The sequence below is a fragment of the Chloroflexota bacterium genome (genome assembly GCA_035652535.1).
In the GTDB taxonomy this organism is placed as follows: Bacteria; Chloroflexota; UBA6077; order UBA6077; family SHYK01; genus DASRDP01.
This window is the reverse complement of the sequence record DASRDP010000112.1, coordinates 19,837-40,025: the sequence shown is the minus strand read 5'-3', so window position 1 is coordinate 40,025 and position 20,189 is coordinate 19,837. Positions and strand designations below refer to the sequence as shown.

The window sequence follows — 20,189 nt, the reverse complement described above, 5'->3', positions numbered from 1 at the left end:
CTACGAGAGGCTCGCCGCGATTCGGCTCAGGAGCGCGCCGATGGCTGCATCGAACCGGTCGATGGCCATGATGACGATAGTGGCGACGCCGGCGAGGACGAGGGCGTACTCCATCATCCCCTGCCCCGGTTTCCGCGCGCGAAGGGCTCGCTGGCGGCGCGGCGCAAAACGCTCAATGAGCCCCGTCTTCATCACTCCGCGCCAAATTCCGCGGGCATCCTCTGCCCCGACTGCCTATCGGCGCTGAAATCTTAACAGTCGGTAATGATTATGTAACGAACAACGCCATTACAGAGACGACACGCTTACGCGGCCGCTCCGCTCGCCGCGAACCCTTGGGGAACCGCCCGCTGATCGCGAATGAGGAGGGCGAGACTTGCGCCGACGACGCAGACGAGCGCGCCGGCGAAGAATGCGACCTGGTAATCGCCGAGCCACACGCGCACGGCCCCCGCGGCAAGTGCGGATGTCGCGGCGCCAACCTGATGGGAGAAGAAGATCCATCCATAGATGGTTCCGATGGACCGCTTGCCAAACAACTGCGACGACAGCATCGTCGTCGCCGGAACTGTCGTGTACCAGTCGAGCCCGAACAGGATCGCAAAGATAAAGAGCCCGGGAAACCAGGTGACAAACGGGAGAACCATGAGCGCGATACCGCGAAATCCGTAGTAGGCGGCCAGAAGCCGCCGCGGATCCACACGGTCGGTGAGCCAGCCCGAGCCCAGGGTGCCCACGAAGTTGAGCCCTCCCATGAGCCCCACGGCCGCTGCCGCGGTGACTTCTGGAATCCCGTGGTCGATAGCGTGCGGAATGAGGTGCGTTCCGACGAGTCCGTTCGACGTCGCCCCGCACACGAAGAAGCTCCCGGTGAGAAGCCAGAAATCGACCGATTGGATCGCTTTCGACAGCGGAACAGCCGGCGCCGCTGCCTGCTGCTCACGACCAGCGCCTGACGATGTGGAATTCGCTGCGCCATACGCCTGGACGCCAACTTCGGCCGGCTCGTCCCGCATGAAGAGGGCCACGGGAACGAGCGTCAGAGCCGCCGCAAGCGCTAGCGTGATGCTCGCGCCGCGCCAGCCAACGCCCACGACCAGCATCATGAGGAGCGGGACGAAGACGACCTGGCCCGTCGACGTCGCCGTGCCGAGCAATCCGATCACGAGTCCACGTCGGCGCACGAACCACCGGCTCGCAACCGTCGCGGCCAGGACCGAGCTCCCGCCCGCCGCCAGTCCGATGACCAGCCCCCACAGTACCGTGAGCTGCCAGAGCGCATTCATGCCGATGGTGGCTGCGACGGCCGCGCCCAGCACCAGAAGGTTCGCCGTTACCACCTTCCGAGGACCAAAGCGATCGATGAGGCGCCCAGAGACCGGTGCACCGAGACCGTAGAGCAGCAGGTTCACGGAGATCGCGCCCGCGATGGCCGCGCGGTTCCACCCAAATTCGGCCTCGAACGGGTGGATGAACACGGACGGCGCAGCGCGGATACCCGCGGATACGAAGGCCGCGCTGAATGCGAGCGCCGCGACGAGCCAGCCATAGTAGAAGGGAATGAGGAGCCGTGGGGCGCGAAGAGAAGCCGAGGGACTCGCTCTCACTGGTGAATAGCTTGGAAGGCAGACTCCGCCATGACCTCGACGACGGAGCGGCCGTCGCGCACGGCCTGAACCATCGCGGCCTCGCGCTCGACGATGCGCTCTGCCGCCTCGATCACTTCTTCCGCGCGCTCGGCTGGGATGAAGACCACGCCGCTCCCGTCCGCGATAACGAGGTCGCCCGGGCGGACCTGGACGCCGCCGCACTGGACCAGCGTGTTGAACGCCTCCTGAATGATTCGCCCCCGCGCTGTCACTGGTACACCGGCCCGCGCGTAGACCGGAAATCCAATCTCTCGACTGCCATCAACGTCGCGGCAGGCGCCATCGATGATCACACCACGGACGCCCTTCACCTGCGCGGCGTTGGAAAGGATGTCGCCCCAGCTCGATACGTCCGTCCGGCCAGCGTTGTCGACGACGATCACATCGCCCGGCTCGGCCGCCTCCACGGCAGGCGTGGCGAGGTGATGTTCCGGGCGGGTCAAACCGGCCGGCACGATCTTGACGGTCACCGCTCTGCCGACGATTTTGGGACAGGCCCACACGGGGCGAATGCCGATCACGGCGCCTCGGAGCCCGAGGTGGTCCAGCGCGTCCGACACGGCGCACGTGTCAACCCGCTCGAGGCGGGCGAGGAGTTCTGTGTGCGATGCCATGCTGACAACTCCTTAGCGACGGAGGAGCGCTAACGTCCACTCCGTTGAAGCTGGTGGTATCCGTATTTCACGCGCGCCTCGCGCAGCGACGTCCCCGACAGTGCCTCTTCGACGATGTGGTCCTCCAGCTCGGCGATCTCCAAGGCGACTTCGAGCACTTTTTCCGCGTGCTCCTGCTGCACGACCAGCACGCCATCGTCGTCCCCGATCACGACGTCTCCGGGCCGCACGCGCACGTCGCCCAAGGTGACCGGCACATTCATGCCCGACACCTCGACGCGGTCTTTCCCGGTGCGCATGAATCGCCCGCAGCTGTAGATGGGATAGCGGACGTCGAGCGCGCGATACACGTCGCGGCACACTCCGTGGATCACCGTCCCAGCCACGCCGCGCGCGTGGGCCACGGCTGTCAGGATGTCGCCCCAAACCGTGCAGTCACGTCGGCCGCTGTTGTCGAGGACGACCACCTGCCCGGGCTCCACGTCGTCGATGTAGTCGCCGACCGTCCCCGGGGGCGAGCCGGCCGGCACGTACTGAATCGTGTATGCGCGGCCAATCATGCGCTGCCCATTTTGTAGGGGGCTGATGCCGAAGGCGCTACCGGGCATGCGAAGACGGTCGAGGGCATCGGAGATGTTCGCAGTGGACATCCCCCGAAACTTCTCGATGATCGCGTCGCTCATTCCTGACTCCTCATACGATATGCTCCGTGGACGCGACGGCAACGCGGGGGCCGAATGTCGCTGAGGGCAATACGAGGGTGGCAGCCGTCGTCCGCGCCGCGATGGCATGGTAGCAGGCGACATGCTCTGGAACAAGCAAGCCAACTCGGGTTCGCCGCCTTGGCCGGACCGGTCGCTCCGCGTTCTACAATGGCTCCATGACCGTCCTGCCGCGCCCGTACGATGGCCAGCACCTGGGAGACCGGCCGCACGTCGCCGTGATCTTCCGCGATCAGATCGGCGACTTTCTCGTCGCCACTCCCCTCATGCGGGGGTTCCGCGAACGGTTCCCCCGGCTGGTCCTGGACTACCTCGGCGGTGAGCGCACGCGAGAGCTGGAAGCCGCGAGCGACCTGATCGATGCCCGGTACTCCCTGTATGGCCGTGAGTCCGATCTTTCCGCGCTCCGGCGGTTTTTGAGCGCGCGTCGCGATGAGGCCGGCGGCTACGATCTGGCCATCAATCTCGAGTTGGACACGCGCGCGGCAGAGGCGTGCTCGCTCATTGACGCGCGCTTTGTTGCCGGGCGCGTCGCGGCGGATTCGTCGAGCGAAGCGAGAGTCGTTCACGCCGGGCGCCACGTCGACCGGCTCTGGACGGACATGGCGTGGAATCGTTCCACGTTGCTCCAGGATTTCCCCGAGCTGACGAGCCAATTCATCGGGGAGATCTTCTGCCGCCTCGCTCGTGTAGAGACGGACTTCACGAAGACGGAAGCGCCAATAGTCGAGGCACCCGTGGACACGCCAGAGGTCCTTCTATCCACGGGCGCCAATCGCGTGGCAAAGCTGTGGCCGGCAACCCATTGGCTCGCCGTGGCGCGGTGGCTGAGGGAGTCGGGACGCGCTGTCGGACTTCTCGGCGCGCCGCCCGGCAACGATACCTACCATGTAGCGGACACGGACGACGCGCTGATCCGTGCGGGCGTCCGTGACCTTCGCGGCGCGCTCTCGCTCCCGCAGGTCGCAGGCGCGCTGGCGCGCGCCGCCATCTTCCTCACCGTGGACAACGGCCTCATGCACCTCGGCAGCGCGGCCGGTGCGCGCTGCGTCGCCCTATTCGGGGCGAGCCCACAACGACTCTGGGCGCCACGTGGCAAGAACGTCCACATCGTCGAGCCGACACTGCCATGCGGGTTGTGCGAGGAGAATCGCTTTCGTAACACTCACTGCTTGCTTCCCGTGCACCAGTGCATGACAACTATCGAGCCGGAGCGAGTCATCCAAGAGATCCAAACGGTGCTCGCCGGAGGTTGCACACGGCCATGATTCAGCCCACCTTACGCCTCGGCATCGCCGGCCTCGGGCAGGCTGCCGCGTCCATGCTGCCGGACATCGTCGCGCACCCCCACGTGCGGCTCACGGCTGCGGCCGATCTTCGGCGCGAGGCGCGCGAACGCTTCGCCGCGGAGTTCGACGGGGAAACATACGAGCGCGTGGAGGACTTGTGCGCGAGCCCCGGCGTCGACGCCATCTACGTTGCGACACCGCATCAGTTCCACGCACTCCATACCATCGCCGCGATCGAGCACGGTAAGCACGTTCTGCTCGAAAAGCCGATGGCCCTCACGCTCGAGGACTGCGATGCCATGATCCAGGCGGCCGAAAACCGCGGCGTTCACCTCCTGGTCGGGCGGGGATCGCATGGGTTCGATCCGCCCGTCCTGCGCATGCGGGAGATCATCCGCGCGGGCGACATCGGTCCACTGCGGATGGTGAACACCTGGCATTTCGGCGACTTCCTCTACCGTCCGCGCACGCCCGAGGAGCTGGACACGCGGCTGGGCGGCGGCGTCATCTTCAACCAGGGGCCGCATCAGATCGATGTCGTCCGGGTGCTGGCTGGCGGGGTCGCAACCCGAGTTCAGGCCATGACGGGCATCTGGGACCCTGATAGGCGCTCCGAGGGCGCCTTTGTGGCGTACCTCGAGCTGGCCGGCGACGTGGCCGCGACCATCGTCTACAGCGGGTACGACCACTTCGATACGGACGAATTTCACTGGTGGGTGGGGACCTACGGCCAGCCGAAGAAGCCGGACCACCACGGCGCGACCCGGCGGTCGCTCCAGGCCCTGCTGGCCTCCGGGGAGGACGAGGCCGCCCTCAAAGCGTCGTTCGGCTACGGCGGCACCCGCCGGCGCGAGGGCTCAGACGGCGGACCACCGTCGGCCCACCAGATCCACTGGGGCATCACCCTCGTGAGCTGCGAGCGCGGCGACATGCGGCAATCGCTGGACGGCATCCTGGTCTACGGCGACGATGGGAAGCGCGAGGTTCCGGTGCCGAAGAGCGCCAACATCCGGGGCGGCGTCATCGAGGAGTTCTACGACGCCATCGATCGCGATGAGCCGCCCCTTCGCGACGGTCGCTGGGAAAAGGGAACGCTCGAGATCTGTCTGGCGATCCTCGAGTCAGCACGCACACGCGAGCCGATCACGCTGCGCCACCAGGTGCCGCTGCGCGAATGAGTCCCATCCCTCGGCGGCGGGGCTACTGCTGGCCACCGATCGGCGGGCGAGGATCTTTGCAGAAGAACGGATCGCCGCCGAGCTGACCGTGGTATTCGTACGTCACGTCGTCGACGGAGAAGACCACGCGATAACCCGGCATCACGATCTGTGGATAGGCCCGACCGGGCTGGGGGCAGCCGAGAGCGCCGTCGGGCCAAGTCACCGCGTCGGCGGACACCACGGCGATCGATTCGACGTCCACACCGAGTCTGGCTGCCAGGTCCGCCCGCGCAGCGTGAATCGTCGCGTCGTCGGGCGCTGTGCCAACCGGGCCCTCGCCTTCTGCCGGTCCCACCACGACCTGATCCGGCCCCGTCTCCGGCGGCGCGCCGGCGCGCGCTCCGCGCGGGATCCCGACCTGAACCGCGATCACGAGGCCGAGCGCACCCACGGCGAAAACCGCCACGATGCCGCGCCCGTTCACCAGCGATCTCGCCCGAATCCAACCTGCCATCAAACGATGTCCGTGCGATCCATATCCAGCGTACCAGAGGCGTCCGCCCGCGCGCACGCCGAAAACGGGGTTGTTCGGGGATGTGTCTCGAGGCGCGTGGCTCCTCCCGCGCCCGGCGGGATCACACGAAGCCCAGGCGCTCGTACCGGGCGCCCAGCGTGGCTTGCTGGTCGGCGCCGAGCCACCCCTCCAGCACGGTGCCGTAGACCGATCGAAAGTCAATGCCGTACTTGAGGTTACCGTTCGCGTCGAGATCAGTCAGGCTCGGATGATCGCCGTACAGGCCGCCCTTCACGCGAGATCCGATGATGAGCATTGGCGCCGCGGTCCCGTGATCCGTCCCCAGGCTGGCATTCTCGTGGACCCGTCGCCCGAACTCCGAGAACGTCATCACGAGGACGCGGTCGGCTTTTCCCTGGTCGGCGACGTCCCGCAGAAACGCGTCAATGGAGTCCGAAAAGCCGCCAAGGAGCCTGCTGTGAGTAGCCGCTTGGGCCGAGTGCGTGTCGAAGCCCCCGAAGGCGACGTAGTAGATCCGCGTTCCGAGATTGCCGGCCATGAGCTGTGCGACCGTCTTCAAGCTGTTTGCGAGGGCGAAGCTCGGGTACTCGATGGAGCCGCGGTAGGCGGCGACCGCCCCCTGAACCTGGGCGACGGACGCCAGGGCCGAGCTCGCTGTCCGAGCGACCAGGGACTGCAGGGGCTGTGAGCCGTAGTCCTGTCCGTAAATCCACGTTGCCGCATCCTGAAACGCCTGATCGTCTTCCGGGTGTCGCGGATCGCCGCGGAGCTGATAGTTCTCGATGCTCGAAATCGACGCCACCGTGACGCCCTGCCCACGAAGCGCCGGACTCAGCACGTCGGTCACGCTTGTGGCGTACATCGGGTTCGCCGCCTCACCCGCCGTCGCGGCAAGATAATCGGCGAGCCACCCGTCGTGAATCGAGGCATCGGGCGTCGCACGGTGCCAGACGTCCATGGATTGGAAATGAGACAAGATCGGGTTCGGATAGCCAGCACCTTGCACGATGGCGACATGCCCTGAGCGATAGAGCTCGGCGAGCTTTCCCATTTCGGGGTGGAGCCCGATCGCACCCTCGAGCGGGATGACGGCGTCTTCGTCGATCCCGATCGTCGGCCGCGCCTCGTGGTACCCGTCCAGGCCGAAGGGCACCACCATATTGAGGCCGTCATTCCCGCCGCTCATCTGGACCACAACCAGAATCGTGTCCGAGCCATACGGGCTGGACGCGCTAGAGTTGGCCACCACGCGGCTTGTTCGAGAGAGAAACGCGGGCACGGCGCCGGCCGCCGCCAACACCATCCCACCGCCGAGAAGAAAACGTCGTCGCGTTAACACGGGGATCACCTCCGCATGTGCAGGAGTATTCGTGCATCGACTGCATCACGCCATCTGGTACACGGGCGTGATCATGATCAAGTGGGCCGCTCCACGCACCGCTCGGTCAGTCCGCTGCGGGTCGGCGAAGAACGCATCTGTCGGGCCGCTGTACCCATGCGCGACGTACTGCAGCAGGTGGGCCCGGGTCGCCGCAGATACGTCACCATCGACGAGCAACTGAGCGAGCGCGTCCACCAATTGGTCGGGCGTCCGAATGCCGAGAGCATCAATGATCGCGGCGGGATTGGGCCCGAACTTCTGGTTGTTTCCCCGCTGTGCCGTCAGCAGGCCAGCCGCGTTCGCGCGCTCCAAGAGCGTCGCGCTGCTGATCCACCCCGCTCCCCAGTCCCATCCCGCAACATTCGGCGGGTTGAAGAGATCCATGCCCATTCGCCGAAGAAGGCCCGGCGCACTCTTCGGGATCTCGCGAACCCCAAACTGCTTCATCATCCCGATGAACAGCTCGGCCGGACTCTTGACGACGCCGTGATACGCGTCGTCCGACAGGAAGTCCGGTGAGTGCAGAATGGCGCGAACCAACTCCCGAATGCTGTAGCCCGAAGCGCGGAACTGGTCTGCGAGCCGGGCGATGGTGTCCGACGAGGGATGGTCGTGGACGAAGAATCGGTACAGCTTCTCTGCGATGAAGGGCGCGGCAGCGGGCTGCTGGAGGATGATGTCCAGAACGTCATCGCCGTCCCATGGGCCGGTCTGACCGAGGAACGTTTTTTCACCGAAGTCGTGCTGGTTTCGATTGAAGACGAATTCGCCGTCGCGATTGAAGAACCAGCCGGTGAACGCGCGCGCCGCCTCGCGCACGTCCAGCTCGGTGTAATTCCCCGACCCCAGTGTGAAAAGCTCCATCAGCTCCCGGGCGTAGTTTTCGTTGGGGCTGCTCTTGCGGTTTGTGTTGTTGTCGAGCCAGCGGAGCATGGCCGGGTCGCGCGAGACCGCGCGCAGGAGCGTGCCAAAGTCGGCCATCGCGTTGGCCCGCAAGAGCCCAATCTGTGCGTACATGGCGGGCGGACGACCCACCTTGTAGTTCGCCGTGGCGAAGTGGTCGTGCCAGAACAAGGTCATCTTCTCTTCGAGGGGACGGGCTGTGCTCAGCATTCGGTGAAGCCAGATGTGCTGGATCGCCGGCAGCCGCGCGGTTCCCAGGGTCTCCTCCAGATCCGCCACGGACGCCTCGAGCGCGTCGTTTGCGACCGCGTCGTAATCGACCAGGTGGTCGACGGCCTGGTCAAAGTCCATGCCAGCGTAGGATCGAATCTCATCTGGGCTTCCGCCAAAGCCCGCCCGACGCAGTAAGTGCGCAACTCTTCGCAGATTGGACTCGATACTCATCTCCTCCTCCTGTGGCGCGACGCCCGTTGGAGTGGGTGTTCATCAGGGACGCGATTACAAGAATGACGGACCGGCGGGGCAAAAAGTTTCAGACGGCCCATCGAGTTGTCCGCGATGGCACGCCCTCGGATAATCGCGAGGTCGGAGGTGCTCGTTGGAGCGAGGGCAGCTGCCAGACCAGGAACTGGTGCGAAGGTTCCGCGACGGCGACTCGACCGCGTTTGAGGCCCTCGTCGAGCGGCACACCGCGACCATCTTCAACTTCGCCGTGCATCTGCTGGGTGATCCCGCGGATGCGAGCGATGCGACCCAGCAGACGTTTATCCAGCTCTTCGCATCCGCTCGCGGCTGGCGGCAGGACGCGCCGTTCCGTGCGTGGCTTCTCAGAATCGCCCGGAACAAGTGCATCGACCTCCTTCGCCGACGCCGGGCAGTCCCTATGTCCGAGCTGACTCGCGGAGAGGAAGCAGCCGATCTCGATCCGGCCGACGCTGACCCGCTGCCCGAGGAGATCTACGAGCGTGCCGAGCTCCAGCAGGCGATCCAGGCGGCCATCGACGCGTTACCGTTTCGGAATCGAGAGGTCGTTCTCTTGCGATACCTCGGAGGGCTGACGTTCGCCGAGGTCGCCGAAAGCCTCGGCATTCCGGAGAACACGGCAAAAACCCTCTTCCAACGGGCGAAATCTCAACTCCGCCGCGAGCTTGGTCGCTATCGCTGAAACTGAAAGGGGACCTGCCGCGTCCCTAGGATGGAGGATTGATGAGCATCGAGCCAGCGCCCGACGACGTCGACCGATTGTTTGCGCGCCTCGAACGCGTGGAGCCGCCCCCGGACCTCCAGGCTCGTATCCTGGAGACGATAGCCGCCCGCGCCCGGGCGCGCCGTCGCATTGGACGGATCATCCTGGCGCCCGCGCTCGTCCTGATCGCCACGTTCTCGTTCCTCGCGGGACGCCAGTTGAGCGCCTCGGGTGCGCTCGTGCTGGCGGACGCCGTCCGGACAGACCTCGACCTCGTTCTCGCCGCCCCGGTCGACGTCGCCCTCGCCACCATCGACCTGATCCCCTGGGCGCACGTCGGCGCGGTCGCATTGGGCATCCTGCTGTTGGCCTATGGTGGATCGTTGATGCTTCAGCCTGACGCTCGGTTCCGCGCGCTCGACCGGGACGGGGGATGGCCATGAGCGCGCGCGCCCGTCGCGCCGTCGCCATTGCCGCCGTTGCCCTGGCCGGACTCAGCGCCCTCGTAGGCGGGACTGCGGCCGGAGCCGCCACTGCCGCGCCCGGCCCCAATGTCACGGTGAGCGCCCCGGGCGCTGGCCCGGCACGGGATTCCGACGGTTCGGAGCAGGCTCTCGCCGTTCGGCCTCAGCAGCATCTGGTCCTGGGCATCGTGCGCGGGATTCGCGGCCAACGGATCGCGATCGTCGCGCGCACCGGCCGGCACGTCGCCATCGTGCGCCCGGCCACGAAAATCTGGATCAACCAGCGTCCGGCGGGGCTCGACGCTATACAGGTCGGCGATAGCGTTCTGGCGCTGGGAAGGGCCGGGCCGCGCGGCGCCTTCATCGCGCGTGCCATCCGTGTCGTACGACGGCCCGCCCAGACTCAATAAAAGATCTCTGCCAGCCGATAAAGGCCGAGGTCGACGGTCTTCATCCGCCCGACGGCGGACGCAATGGAGACGCGCCTGAGGCGTCCGTCCTTCAGCGAAACCATCACACCAAAAGCGCCATCATGGACCGCGTCGACCGCCTCGACGCCAAAGCGCGTCGCCCAGATGCGATCGATGGCGGACGGGCTGCCGCCGCGCTGGAGGTGACCGAGGACCATGACCCGCGTTTCCAGTCCCGTGCGCTGCTCTATGACCCGCGACAGCGTTTCGCCGACTCCGCGTCGATCGAGCCGAACGTGTCCGAAGGCGTCGACTTCGCGGATCGCCTCTTTCGACACCACCTCCGGCATCGTGACGCCCTCAGCCACCACGATGAGAGAGAACTCCTTCCCCATCGCGAATCGCCGACGAAGATGCTCGCAAATGCGATCCACATCGATGGGAACCTCGGGAATCACGATGAAGTCCGCGCCGCCAGCCAATCCTCCCGCCACGGCTACCCAGCCGGCGTCGCGACCCATAACCTCGGTCACCAAGACGCGATGGTGCGCGCTGGCGGTCGCGTGGAGACGATCCAACGCGTCGACGACCGCGGTCACGGCCGTGTCGTACCCGATGCAGTAGTCGGTCTCGGAGAGATCGTTGTCCACGGTCTTGGGTACCCCAACCACCCGCACGCCCAGATCGCTCAGGCGGCAGGCGACGGAGAGGGTATCATCGCCACCGATCGCCACGATCGCGTCGATCTGGGCACGCTGAAGGTTCTCCAGAACCTGCTGGCTACCGTGATCCTCTTTGAAGGGGTTGGTCCGGGACGTGCCCAGGATCGTGCCGCCGAGGTGCAGAATTCCCGAGACGTCGGTCGGCTGAAGCGGGCGAACGTTTCCCGCTCCCATCAGTCCAGCCCATCCATTGCGAATCCCGATGGGCTCGTCACCGAGTTCGAAGCACCGCCGAGCGACGGCGCGAATGGCCGCGTTGAGGCCGGGGGCATCGCCCCCGCCAGTTAACACACCTACTCGCATCGCACTACCTCCTGATCGGCGTGAATTCCAGGAGGGAGCTGCGCAGCTCCCAAAACCGAGCCGCGCCATTGCGGATCGTGTCCCACCAAAAAGTATACTGACGGCCCCAGGAGGTGCCGATGCAAACAACTCGCGGGCAGCGACAGGCTGAGCGGCTTCGGGCTGCTGTGGCGGCTTTCGTGGAGCAGATCCAGCGCGTCCCGCCGGAGCTCTTGGCCCGGCCTCCAAAGCCCGGCGAATGGTCACTCCTCGAGCTGGCCGCCCACTCCGCGGAGATCTACCCCTATTGGGCCAAGCAGATCGTGTGGCTTCGCCAGCATGCCGGGCAGCCCTTCGGACGCACGGCTTCCGACCCCGAGCGCATCAAGTTCGTCGAAGAGCATCGATCCGAACCGCTTGACCAACTTGTCGGCGCTATCCAACGGGGCAGCGAGGAGGCGGCACGCGCCCTCAGCTCGTATAGCGACTCAGAGTGGGAGACAGTCACGGGCATTCACGCGGCGCGCGGCGAGATGCACATGGACGGCATCGCGGATTTGTTCCTCGCCGGTCACGCGGAGGAGCACCTCCGCCAGCTTCGGGAGACCCTCGCGGAGCTCCAGTCCTAGCGAAACCCAGGCCGTATAATGCCTCATGCCCGCCCTGCGGCATGAGGGATCGTGATGGACGAGTCCATTTTGCGGGTCCGCACGACCTTTGCGGCAATGGTCAATCGCCCCAGCTCCTCAATCCCCCTCGCGGAAACGTGCCTGCTCATCGCTGCCGAGGAATACCCACAGCTCGACGTCGGCTCCTATCTCTCCCGTATCGATTCCCTGGCCGACGGGATTCGCGAGCGCGTGGACAACGCCGAGGATGCCCGCGCGGCGGGGACGGCGCTGGCACGCTTCCTCCATCATGAGGAGGGATTCCGCGGTGACGAAGAGGACTATTACGATCCCCGGAACAGCTTTCTCAACGAGGTCATGGACCGAAAGCGCGGGATCCCCGTGACCCTGTCGATCCTCTACATCGAGATCGCGCGAAGACTGGGCCTGCCCGTCTCCGGTGTCGGTCTTCCCGGTCATTTCCTCGTGCGGCTTTCAGACGCCGGCACCTTCGTCGATCCCTTCACCGGTCAGGTCGACCTGCAAGAGGCCGACTGTGCGGAGCGGGTCCGGGCGATCCACGGGGGCCGCCTCAAGTTCGAGCGGAACATGCTCACCGCGCTCAGCAACCGCCAGATCCTCGTGCGGGTGTTGCGCAACCTCAGAGAGATCTATCGGGAACGCGCGGACACGCACAGACAGCTCGCGGCCTTGGACCGAATCGTCCTCCTGCACCCGCAGGACCACCACGCGCGCCGCGACCGGGCGGCGGTCCTGGAGCAGCTGGGCGAGTACCAGAGAGCCCTGCGCGACATCGAGCAAGTGCGGCGGCTTCAGCCGTCTCTTCGCAGGAGCGAGCGATTCCGCGCCTGGCGCCGGTACCTGCGCGAGATGGCCGCCCGAATGAACTAGTGAGTCACTTCTCACGGGCATGACCCCAGCGCGCGTAACGCAATCCGGTCGGGGGGTTTCTTCGCCGCGACGTCGAACACCGCACCAGGGCGGCTGGGGACAAGCCTCAGCCCGACCGGACCCTACCGCCACAAGCGAGAGAGCTGACCCGCTCGTGCCGGGGCCACGACCTGCGCGCATGGACTGAGCTGTAGGTCAGCCGAGCCCGCCGCCCATCGGTCGCGGGCAGACGTACACGTCCTCGCCAACCACCCGCACACGAAACACCTTGAGCGCGTACCCACGAACGACTCGGGCCATGGGCGGCCAGATGGGCTCGCCGCTCCGAACGTCGTAGCGCCAGAGGTGCGCGAAGCACGTCAGGGTATGGCCGCTCATGCTTCCCAGCGCAAGGGCGGTACCCAGGTGCGGGCACCATCCGCCGACGGCGTAGATGGCCCCCTCGACGTTGGCAAGCACGACCACTTCGCCATCAACCTCGACGTCCACTGCTGCGCCGGGGGCGACGTCGGCAACGGAGGCAACGCGGATGAAGTCGTCGTCGGTCATATTTGCGCGAGGGTATCGCGCCGACCGACCTGCGCCACGAACGCTCGCAGCCGCTCTGGCTGCTTCTCGTGAAGGCGCCCAGGTTGAAGGCGCGGTACGCGAGGACGCGGCGACGGAGCGCGGCCGGAGGGACCGGCCGCGCCCGTGATGCCGACGCTAGAAGTTGACGCCTTCGTAGGACATGGACGCGTCGCCTGGACGCGTGTAATTCACCTCATTCACGATCGCGACAATCGGCGCCCCAGTGACGCTGGCTACGATGGCCGAGCCGATGGTGTTGGGTGGAATCGACGGGTTGTCGGGCTGATAGAACGTGTCCGAGCTGCCGGCGGCGATGAGCGCGGCGTCCACGGCGTGCTGGCCACCGGGCAGATAGTACGTGATGTTCACAGTCGCATCGGCCGCCCCCAGGTTCTGGACCTGGACGCCGGAATCCCAGCCGTTCGATCCCTTGAACACCACGGGGATGCTGATCTGGGGAGTCCCCGTGTTGAATCCGGAATACGCCATTCCGGTTCCGCGGTCGGCGTTCAACTCCTGCACGACCACCGAGATCGGACCATTCGCGTTGAACACGCCGGACCCCACGAAGCCATCCGGCAGCTCCTGAATGGCGGGGAGGTAGTACGTGAAGCTCTCGTTGGGAGCCAGCGTGCGCGGCGCCAGGTTGAAGGAGACGTTGGCGTCGCGTGGGAAGATGGACGCCGTCACCGTGACCGGGCTCGACGCGACGTTCACCACCTGGGCGCCGCTGACCCATCCGTTGTAGTTCTTGAACAAGAGCGGGGCATTCATGACGTTGGTGCCGCCGGCGAATCCCGCGTAGCTCAGCAGCACGCCCGTATCCATCTGGATCGTTTCCGCCGCGACTTGCATTGGCGAGCCCGCGCCGGCCACCACGGCTGTCCCCACGAAGTCCGGCGGCACACCCACCTCAGGTCCGAGATGGATGCGGGCAGAGGCGAGCGGCGGGATCACGCGCGGAATCGTCGAGATGGGCGTGGTGACGCCGGTCGGGAATAGGGTGATCGTGTAGTTGCCGGGCGCATGACCCGTGTTCTGAACGCTGATGGTCGTGAAATAGCCGTGATAGCCGCCGAACGCAACGGGCACAGACTCCTGAGGCGCGCCAGGCCCGGCCATGAGGGAGAAGGAGCCCGCCGACGAGCGTGCGGCCTGCGCCGCCTGAACGTCGCCCGACCCAAGATCCGTCGATCCGGTGAAGATGGTTCGGTTCACGACGCCGGCGATCGGCTGCGCGGACTGCACCACGGCCGATCCGTCGAACCCCGGCGGCAGGTTGGGCATGACGGAGAGGTCGAATACGGCGGATTCTCCGGCCCCCAGCTGCGTCGTCCTCGACCAGGATGGATCAGAGAATCCGTTGAGATCGTAGAACTGCACGTTCACAGACGTCGGTCCCGGCGAGATGTTCTGGATGAACATGGCCGTGCTGTCGTCGCTCGATCGTTTGATGGCGACCGGAACGAACAGCGTGGACGCGAGGGCGGTGACGTTGAATTGACCGGCGAGCGGCGGTGACGGCGGCATGCCCGGGTTGACCACCGTGATGGCATAGGGCCCGGGCGGCAGGCCGGCGGGGACCACGCCTGTGAGGAGCGTCGGCGATACAACGGTCGTCGGCAGCGACCGTCCCTCGATCTGGATCACGGCGCCGGGCATGAAGCCCGTCCCGGAAACCGAGATGGTGCTGGAATTGGTCGAATCAACGGACGTTGGGGCGATGCTCGTCACGACCGGCGGCGACCCGGTCGTCACCGTGCCAGTCGCCGCGGGCGTGGCGGTGGCGGTGGAGCCGGGCGGGACCGTCGCCGTAGGCGCCGGCGTTGCCGACGGCGGAGGTGTGACGGTGGGTGTTGCTGGCTGCCCCGAGACGGTGGCTGGCTCGCCCCAGGGCGACGTTACGGCCAGGGCCAGGAGTCCTGCGAGGATCAGGACGCTCATGATGCGCATGGTGACCTCCCACACGAAAACGTAGAGAGCAATCCGTCGCTATCTCTGTCGGTGATCGTCACTGGCACCTTCAGCATGCCACGAAGGTTCGCGTTATCGCAATCTGTGATCTCCCGGCGGATGTGAGAAAGCCTGACGTTCACGAGTCCCCACCTCCCCTGAAACGACCGCGCGCTGGAGGCACGCGGGCACCTCCGCGCGCGCACCACGCTCCACCGATGCCGCTTCCGACGTGCGAAAGGAGGGGCTGCTGGGGCAAGAAACGCGCACAAGGCTGGTGGCGAGTGGAAGCGAAGCCGACGAAAGGCCGGTGGCGGGGGTGGGGATCGAACCCACGACCTAGCGGTTATGAGTCGCTCGCTCTGACCGACTGAGCTACCCCGCCATCAGAGGTCGTGCCGCGACTCCTGATTATACGAGACCCGTCTCGAACGGGAGACGGGTCTCGCAACCGTTGATCGGCTTAGCAGCGCGAGTAGCCGCACGTAAAGCACTTGTCGCAGCCCTCCTCGTGGACGAGGGCCATGCCGCAGTCCGGGCAGAACGCGCCCGACAGCTTCAGCGCCTTCCCATTGAGGCGCGAGGGCGTGGGAGCGGGATCGGCCACGGCAACTGGCGGCGTGTCGCCACTCAGCGCCGCAAGGTGCTCCTCCAGGACCCGCGCCAGAGCGTCAGGGAGGGAGCGCGTTCGTTCCGGACCGAATCCGGTGCTGTTGGCGCCGCCAATGCCGCGCAGCTTCTTGATCATCTCCTCCATTCGCTTGCGCGGGGGCATCGCCGAGGGGATCCGGAGCAGCAGCGAGCTGAGCTTCCCAATGGCTTCCGAGAGCGGGGCGATGTCACTTCCCGCCTTCCCCTGGTTCACGAAGACCTCGAGCGGTTCCCCACGCTCGTCGTGATTGACGGTGATGTAGGCCGTCCCGAGCGGGGTCTCGATCTGATACGTCACGCCTCTGAGCGCGTGCGGCCGCTCACCCAGCTCGGAACCGTTCGCCGCCGCGGGCGCCGCGCTCGCGATGACGCTCTCGCGCGCTGGCAGCTGCGCGCCAGACTCGGACGGCGTGCCCGCGCCGACGTGCAGCACGCCCTCCTTGCAGCCGTCCCGGAACACAGTGATGCCGTTGCAGCCCAACTCATACGCCAGTCGATACGCGGCGGCAACGTCCGCCACGGACGCGTCGTGCGGAAGATTGATCGTCTTGGACACCGCGTTGTCCGTATGTTTTTGCCAGGCCGCCTGCATCTGCACGTGCCACCTCGGCTCGATGTCATGGGCAGTGGCAAAGACCGCCTGCCACTTGTCCGGCACGGCGCCCACGCCGCGAACCGTTCCGCGCTCGCGTACGGTCCGCGCCAAGTCCTCTGTCCAGAAGCCCTCGCGGCGGGCGATCTCTTCGAACATCGGGTTCGTCTCGAGGCTCAGCTGGCCATCGAGCGACCCCTTCCGGTCAAAGACGAGCGCGAAGAGGGGCTCGATCCCCGACGAGCAGCCCGCGATGATCGAGATCGTGCCCGTCGGCGCGATCGTGGTCACCGTCGCGTTGCGCAGCGGCCGATCATCCTTGTAGATGCTCTTCGACCAATTTGGGAACGGCCCGCGCTCCTCGGCGATTCGCGCGGACTCCTCGTGTCCGACCCGATTGATGAAGGCCATCATCTCCGAGCCCAGCTCCAACGCCTCGCGGCTGTCGTATGGAACCTCCAGCAGCACCAGCAGGTCCGCCCAGCCCATGACGCCGAGACCGATGCGACGGTTGGCTTTCACGGCCTGATCGATCAGGTCATCGGGATAGGGGTTGACGCTGATCACGTCGTCCAGGAACTGAACGGCGACGCGAACCGTCTCCTCCATGCGTCCCCAATCGATCCGATCGCGCGCGGCCACCCGGGCGTGGCCGTTGGTATGTCCTTGGCCATTGCTCTGTCCCGTTCCACGGGGTTTGACGAAGCTCGCCAGATTGAGCGACCCCAGGTTGCACGCCTCATTCGGGTAGAGCGGCTGCTCGCCACAGGGATTCGTCGCCTCGATCGGGCCCATCTCCGGCACGGGGTTGGCCGGGCCAGCGTTGATTCGGTCGAGGAAGACCACGCCCGGATCGCCGGTCTCCCACGCGCATTCCGTCATCTCTTTGAACACATCGCGCGCGCGCAACCGACCCACCACCTCACCGGTGCGCGGCTGGATGAGGTCGAATTCGCCGTCACCCTCCAAGGCGCGCATGAACGCATCCGTGACGCCCACGGAGATATTGAAGTTGCTGATCTGCGCTTCGAGGAGCGCCCGCTTCAGAGACGCTTGCTCGTCCGCCGAGAGTGCCGCCGCGACGGAATCGAAAGCGTACTGGTTGCGCTCGTTCAGGTCTCGCTTGCAGCGAATGAAGTGCATGATGTCGGGATGGTCGACGCGCAAAATACCCATATTGGCGCCGCGGCGCGTGCCACCCTGCTTCACCGACTCCGTTGAGGCGTTGTAGACCTCGAGAAAGCTGACCGGGCCGCTCGCGACGCCACCGGTCGATCCGACGATGTCGCCCGCAGGCCGAAGGCGCGAGAACGAGAACCCGGTGCCCCCGCCGCTCTTGTGAATAAGGGCCGTGCGCTTGTTGGTCTCGAAGATCCCTTCCATAGAATCGGGGACCGGCAGCACGTAGCACGCGGAGTACTGCAGCCCGTTGTTCTTGCCCGCGTTCATGAGGGTCGGCGAGTTCGGAAGGAAGTCCAACCGCGCCATGACCGAGTAGTAGCGCCGGGCGCGGCGCTCGATGGCTTCGGGCCCTTCCCACGGCTCGCTCCCGCGCGCCACCTCGCGCGCGACCCGCCAGAAGGCGCCGCTGGGCGTCTCCAGCGGAGCACCGCCATCCTTGCGGTGGAGATATCGGCGCTCCAGGACCGTTCGCGAGTTGGGCGTGAGCGACGGCTCCGGCAGATCGCTGGGAGCTCGCAGCAGGTCACGATCGGTTCGTTCGGCCTGGTCAACCATTCAGCCCATCTCCTTTGGCGGCAACGCCGACGCGTGGTGATACCTTGAGAATAGAACAACCGTTCTCATTTGTCCAGTCGCGGAGAAAAGAGCCCAGCAACGGCTCAATTCTCCAGCGGTTGCGGTCCTGACCTCGTAGTACCACAATATCTTGTGGTCTTTTGGGGGAGCGGCCACTACATGTGGCATATTAACACCGCGCTCCCGCGCGTTCCATCACGATTATGTGACGGTGATGACGTGCTGACACTGAGCGCCAGCTAGGGCCGCGATGCCCGGCGCCGCCGCCACCAGCGCCAGCCCCCAATGGACAAGAACAAGAGCGCCGGGACGTATTCCACCGCGCGAACGGCCGGCCACCATCCCGTTCCTCCGGGCAGATATGCCACCTCGGTCAGCGTCCCGGCGCCCATCAGCCACAGCCACGCCAGCGCGTCGTTGATCTGGAGCCAGCCGCGACCCGTCGCCGGCCGCAGCTCGAGCGCCACCAGCGGCGCGAGCCAGGTGAAATACCAGGGCTCCACCACCGGGGCGACCAGCACGTACGCCGCCAGCACGCGGCTTCCGCCCGTCAGGGCGCCTCGCGCGCTTCCGTCGCCCCACCACCACGCGGCCGCCGCGGCTCCGGCCACGACCACGAGACCGATCGCGCTCGCGAGGGCGCTCGCGCCGCTGGGCGCTACCATCGCCGCGATGCGCTGAACGATCAGGTGCAAGCTGTCATTGAACTGCTCGTCCCCCGCTTCCCGCAGCACGCCCAACACGAGGCCCGGTCCCGCACCGATGAGCGGCAGTGTCAGCAAGGCACAGACGCCGGCCCAAGCCAGCGTGGCCCGCCCGCCGGCGCTTCGAACGAAGGCCGGCACGAGAAACGCCGGCGTCGCTTTCACCATCGTCGCGAGGCCGAGCGCCCCCATCGCGGCCACGCGTCGCCGACCGGTCAGGAGCAGGGTTGCGGCCAGGACGAAGGCGATCATCACCGCGTCGTTGTGGCCACTATGGGCGAAGTGCACGGCGCCCATCGGGCTCCAGGCAATCACGACGCACCGCCGCGGGTCCATGCCGAATCGCGCCAGCACGATCGCGAGCAGCGCGGCCGACACGAGGTCCGCGCAAGCGGCGAGGCCCTGAATCGCGATCAGGCGCTCGGGCAGCACGGCGTACGCGGCAGCGCTGAGAAGCTCGGCCAGCGGCGGGTACGGCGTCCGCTGGTCCGGATGATTCACTCGGGGCCAGATCACCGCGTCTCGATAGGGTGCGAGCGCGGGGTCATTGGGCGCAGAGGCGTACGGATTGAGGCCGGCGTGCATGAGCCGCGCATCCCACACGGCTCGATACCCGTCGTCGGAAAGGCTGGGCGAGATGGAGAGCAGCGGTAGACGCATCAAGATGGCGATGGCGAAGATCAGTACGAAGTCCCATCGCCCCGGCCGCGTGTCGAGGGCGATCACCGTTCGCGCCGCGGCGACGAAGCATACCCACGCGGCGATGGTGAGGGCCACGTACCGCTGAAGGTCCGCGCCGGGCACCACGTGCAGGAACGCCAGCGCCCAGGCGACGAGCGCGAGGCCGCACGCGACCAGCACCCCTCGGAGTGGGGTCCGCGTCCGCGTGGCTACCACTGGTCGCGCATCGTCGCTTCGTCCGACGGGCGTCCCTCACACCGCGCGATTGCCTTGCTCTTCCCTTCGCGCGGACGCGCCGCTTTTGCTTGCACGTGCCCGGCCCTTGCGCTAAGATATGGCGATGTTAGCACTCGCTTCACGAGAGTGCTAACCCCGAAACCCAGGTACCCCAACGAGCCGGTGTGCAGGACTGGCCGGCGCAGACTTCAAGAGGAGGGAGGGAG

19 protein-coding genes and 1 tRNA gene are annotated in these 20,189 nt (G+C 66.3%); 7 read left to right on the top strand and 13 right to left on the bottom strand.

Going from position 1 to position 20,189, the window contains the following annotated elements; all coding sequences use genetic code 11:
• The 4 genes from VFC51_13895 to VFC51_13880 form a co-directional block, all read right to left on the bottom strand.
• Window positions 1–192 (bottom strand): pilus assembly protein, encoded by a 192-nt coding sequence (locus tag VFC51_13895; GenBank protein ID HZT08115.1) that lies wholly within the window; start codon window positions 190–192, stop codon window positions 1–3.
• A gap of 113 nt (window positions 193–305) precedes the next feature.
• A complete protein-coding gene (locus tag VFC51_13890; protein ID HZT08114.1) occupies window positions 306–1,607 on the bottom strand; it encodes an MFS transporter in 1,302 nt (433 codons plus the stop codon).
• Window positions 1,604–2,263 carry an RraA family protein gene (locus tag VFC51_13885; protein ID HZT08113.1) on the bottom strand — a complete coding sequence of 220 codons (660 nt, stop codon included), beginning with the start codon at window positions 2,261–2,263 and terminating at the stop codon, window positions 1,604–1,606. Before VFC51_13885 ends, VFC51_13890 begins: the two co-directional genes overlap by 4 nt.
• 29 nt (window positions 2,264–2,292) lie before the next feature.
• Window positions 2,293–2,946, bottom strand: coding sequence for an RraA family protein (locus VFC51_13880; GenBank protein ID HZT08112.1), 654 nt, complete (start codon window positions 2,944–2,946; stop codon window positions 2,293–2,295).
• A gap of 197 nt (window positions 2,947–3,143) precedes the next feature.
• Between VFC51_13880 and VFC51_13875 the strand changes: the two genes are divergently transcribed.
• On the top strand, window positions 3,144–4,253 hold the full coding sequence (locus tag VFC51_13875; protein ID HZT08111.1) for a glycosyltransferase family 9 protein: 1,110 nt from the start codon (window positions 3,144–3,146) through the stop codon (window positions 4,251–4,253).
• A complete protein-coding gene (locus VFC51_13870) occupies window positions 4,250–5,452 on the top strand; it encodes a Gfo/Idh/MocA family oxidoreductase (protein HZT08110.1) in 1,203 nt (400 codons plus the stop codon). The genes VFC51_13875 and VFC51_13870 overlap by 4 nt, the downstream gene beginning before the upstream one ends.
• Before the next feature lie 22 nt (window positions 5,453–5,474).
• Here the strand turns inward: VFC51_13870 and VFC51_13865 are convergent, their stop codons facing one another.
• The 3 genes from VFC51_13865 to VFC51_13855 form a co-directional block, all read right to left on the bottom strand.
• Window positions 5,475–5,948 carry a hypothetical protein gene (locus tag VFC51_13865; GenBank protein ID HZT08109.1) on the bottom strand — a complete coding sequence of 158 codons (474 nt, stop codon included), beginning with the start codon at window positions 5,946–5,948 and terminating at the stop codon, window positions 5,475–5,477.
• A gap of 121 nt (window positions 5,949–6,069) precedes the next feature.
• The gene (locus VFC51_13860; protein HZT08108.1) at window positions 6,070–7,308 is read right to left on the bottom strand and encodes a DUF1501 domain-containing protein; all 1,239 of its coding nucleotides are present in this window, start codon (window positions 7,306–7,308) and stop codon (window positions 6,070–6,072) included.
• Between the two features lie 45 nt (window positions 7,309–7,353).
• Window positions 7,354–8,697, bottom strand: coding sequence for a DUF1800 domain-containing protein (locus tag VFC51_13855; GenBank protein HZT08107.1), 1,344 nt, complete (start codon window positions 8,695–8,697; stop codon window positions 7,354–7,356).
• Between the two features lie 154 nt (window positions 8,698–8,851).
• Here VFC51_13855 and VFC51_13850 point away from each other — a divergent pair, with 154 nt between their 5' ends.
• Genes VFC51_13850 through VFC51_13840 form a run of 3 tightly spaced genes read left to right on the top strand, consistent with a single transcriptional unit; the run spans window position 8,852 to window position 10,313 of the window.
• The gene (locus tag VFC51_13850) at window positions 8,852–9,418 is read left to right on the top strand and encodes a sigma-70 family RNA polymerase sigma factor (GenBank protein HZT08106.1); all 567 of its coding nucleotides are present in this window, start codon (window positions 8,852–8,854) and stop codon (window positions 9,416–9,418) included.
• Between the two features lie 41 nt (window positions 9,419–9,459).
• Window positions 9,460–9,882 (top strand): hypothetical protein, encoded by a 423-nt coding sequence (locus VFC51_13845; GenBank protein HZT08105.1) that lies wholly within the window; start codon window positions 9,460–9,462, stop codon window positions 9,880–9,882.
• On the top strand, window positions 9,879–10,313 hold the full coding sequence (locus VFC51_13840) for a hypothetical protein (GenBank protein ID HZT08104.1): 435 nt from the start codon (window positions 9,879–9,881) through the stop codon (window positions 10,311–10,313). Before VFC51_13845 ends, VFC51_13840 begins: the two co-directional genes overlap by 4 nt.
• Here the strand turns inward: VFC51_13840 and VFC51_13835 are convergent.
• On the bottom strand, window positions 10,307–11,338 hold the full coding sequence (locus VFC51_13835) for an ATP-dependent 6-phosphofructokinase (protein HZT08103.1): 1,032 nt from the start codon (window positions 11,336–11,338) through the stop codon (window positions 10,307–10,309). The genes VFC51_13840 and VFC51_13835 overlap by 7 nt on opposite strands.
• 119 nt (window positions 11,339–11,457) lie before the next feature.
• Between VFC51_13835 and VFC51_13830 the strand changes: the two genes are divergently transcribed.
• Together VFC51_13830 and VFC51_13825 are read left to right on the top strand one after the other, a co-directional pair.
• Window positions 11,458–11,946 carry a DinB family protein gene (locus tag VFC51_13830; protein HZT08102.1) on the top strand — a complete coding sequence of 163 codons (489 nt, stop codon included), beginning with the start codon at window positions 11,458–11,460 and terminating at the stop codon, window positions 11,944–11,946.
• Window positions 11,947–12,000: 54 nt separating this feature from the next.
• Complete coding sequence (locus VFC51_13825; GenBank protein HZT08101.1) at window positions 12,001–12,837, top strand: transglutaminase-like domain-containing protein; 837 nt, start codon at window positions 12,001–12,003, stop codon at window positions 12,835–12,837.
• Between the two features lie 195 nt (window positions 12,838–13,032).
• Here VFC51_13825 and VFC51_13820 read toward each other — a convergent pair whose 3' ends face one another.
• The 5 genes from VFC51_13820 to VFC51_13800 form a co-directional block, all read right to left on the bottom strand.
• Window positions 13,033–13,386 carry a Rieske 2Fe-2S domain-containing protein gene (locus VFC51_13820; protein HZT08100.1) on the bottom strand — a complete coding sequence of 118 codons (354 nt, stop codon included), beginning with the start codon at window positions 13,384–13,386 and terminating at the stop codon, window positions 13,033–13,035.
• A 156-nt stretch (window positions 13,387–13,542) separates the two neighbouring features.
• Window positions 13,543–15,360, bottom strand: coding sequence for an IPT/TIG domain-containing protein (locus VFC51_13815; protein HZT08099.1), 1,818 nt, complete (start codon window positions 15,358–15,360; stop codon window positions 13,543–13,545).
• 311 nt (window positions 15,361–15,671) lie between these two features.
• Window positions 15,672–15,745 (bottom strand) — tRNA-Met (locus VFC51_13810).
• A 78-nt stretch (window positions 15,746–15,823) separates the two neighbouring features.
• A complete protein-coding gene (locus tag VFC51_13805) occupies window positions 15,824–18,340 on the bottom strand; it encodes an adenosylcobalamin-dependent ribonucleoside-diphosphate reductase (protein HZT08098.1) in 2,517 nt (838 codons plus the stop codon).
• A 260-nt stretch (window positions 18,341–18,600) separates the two neighbouring features.
• Window positions 18,601–19,962 carry a glycosyltransferase 87 family protein gene (locus VFC51_13800; GenBank protein HZT08097.1) on the bottom strand — a complete coding sequence of 454 codons (1,362 nt, stop codon included), beginning with the start codon at window positions 19,960–19,962 and terminating at the stop codon, window positions 18,601–18,603.
• Between the last annotated feature and the right edge of the window lie 227 nt (window positions 19,963–20,189).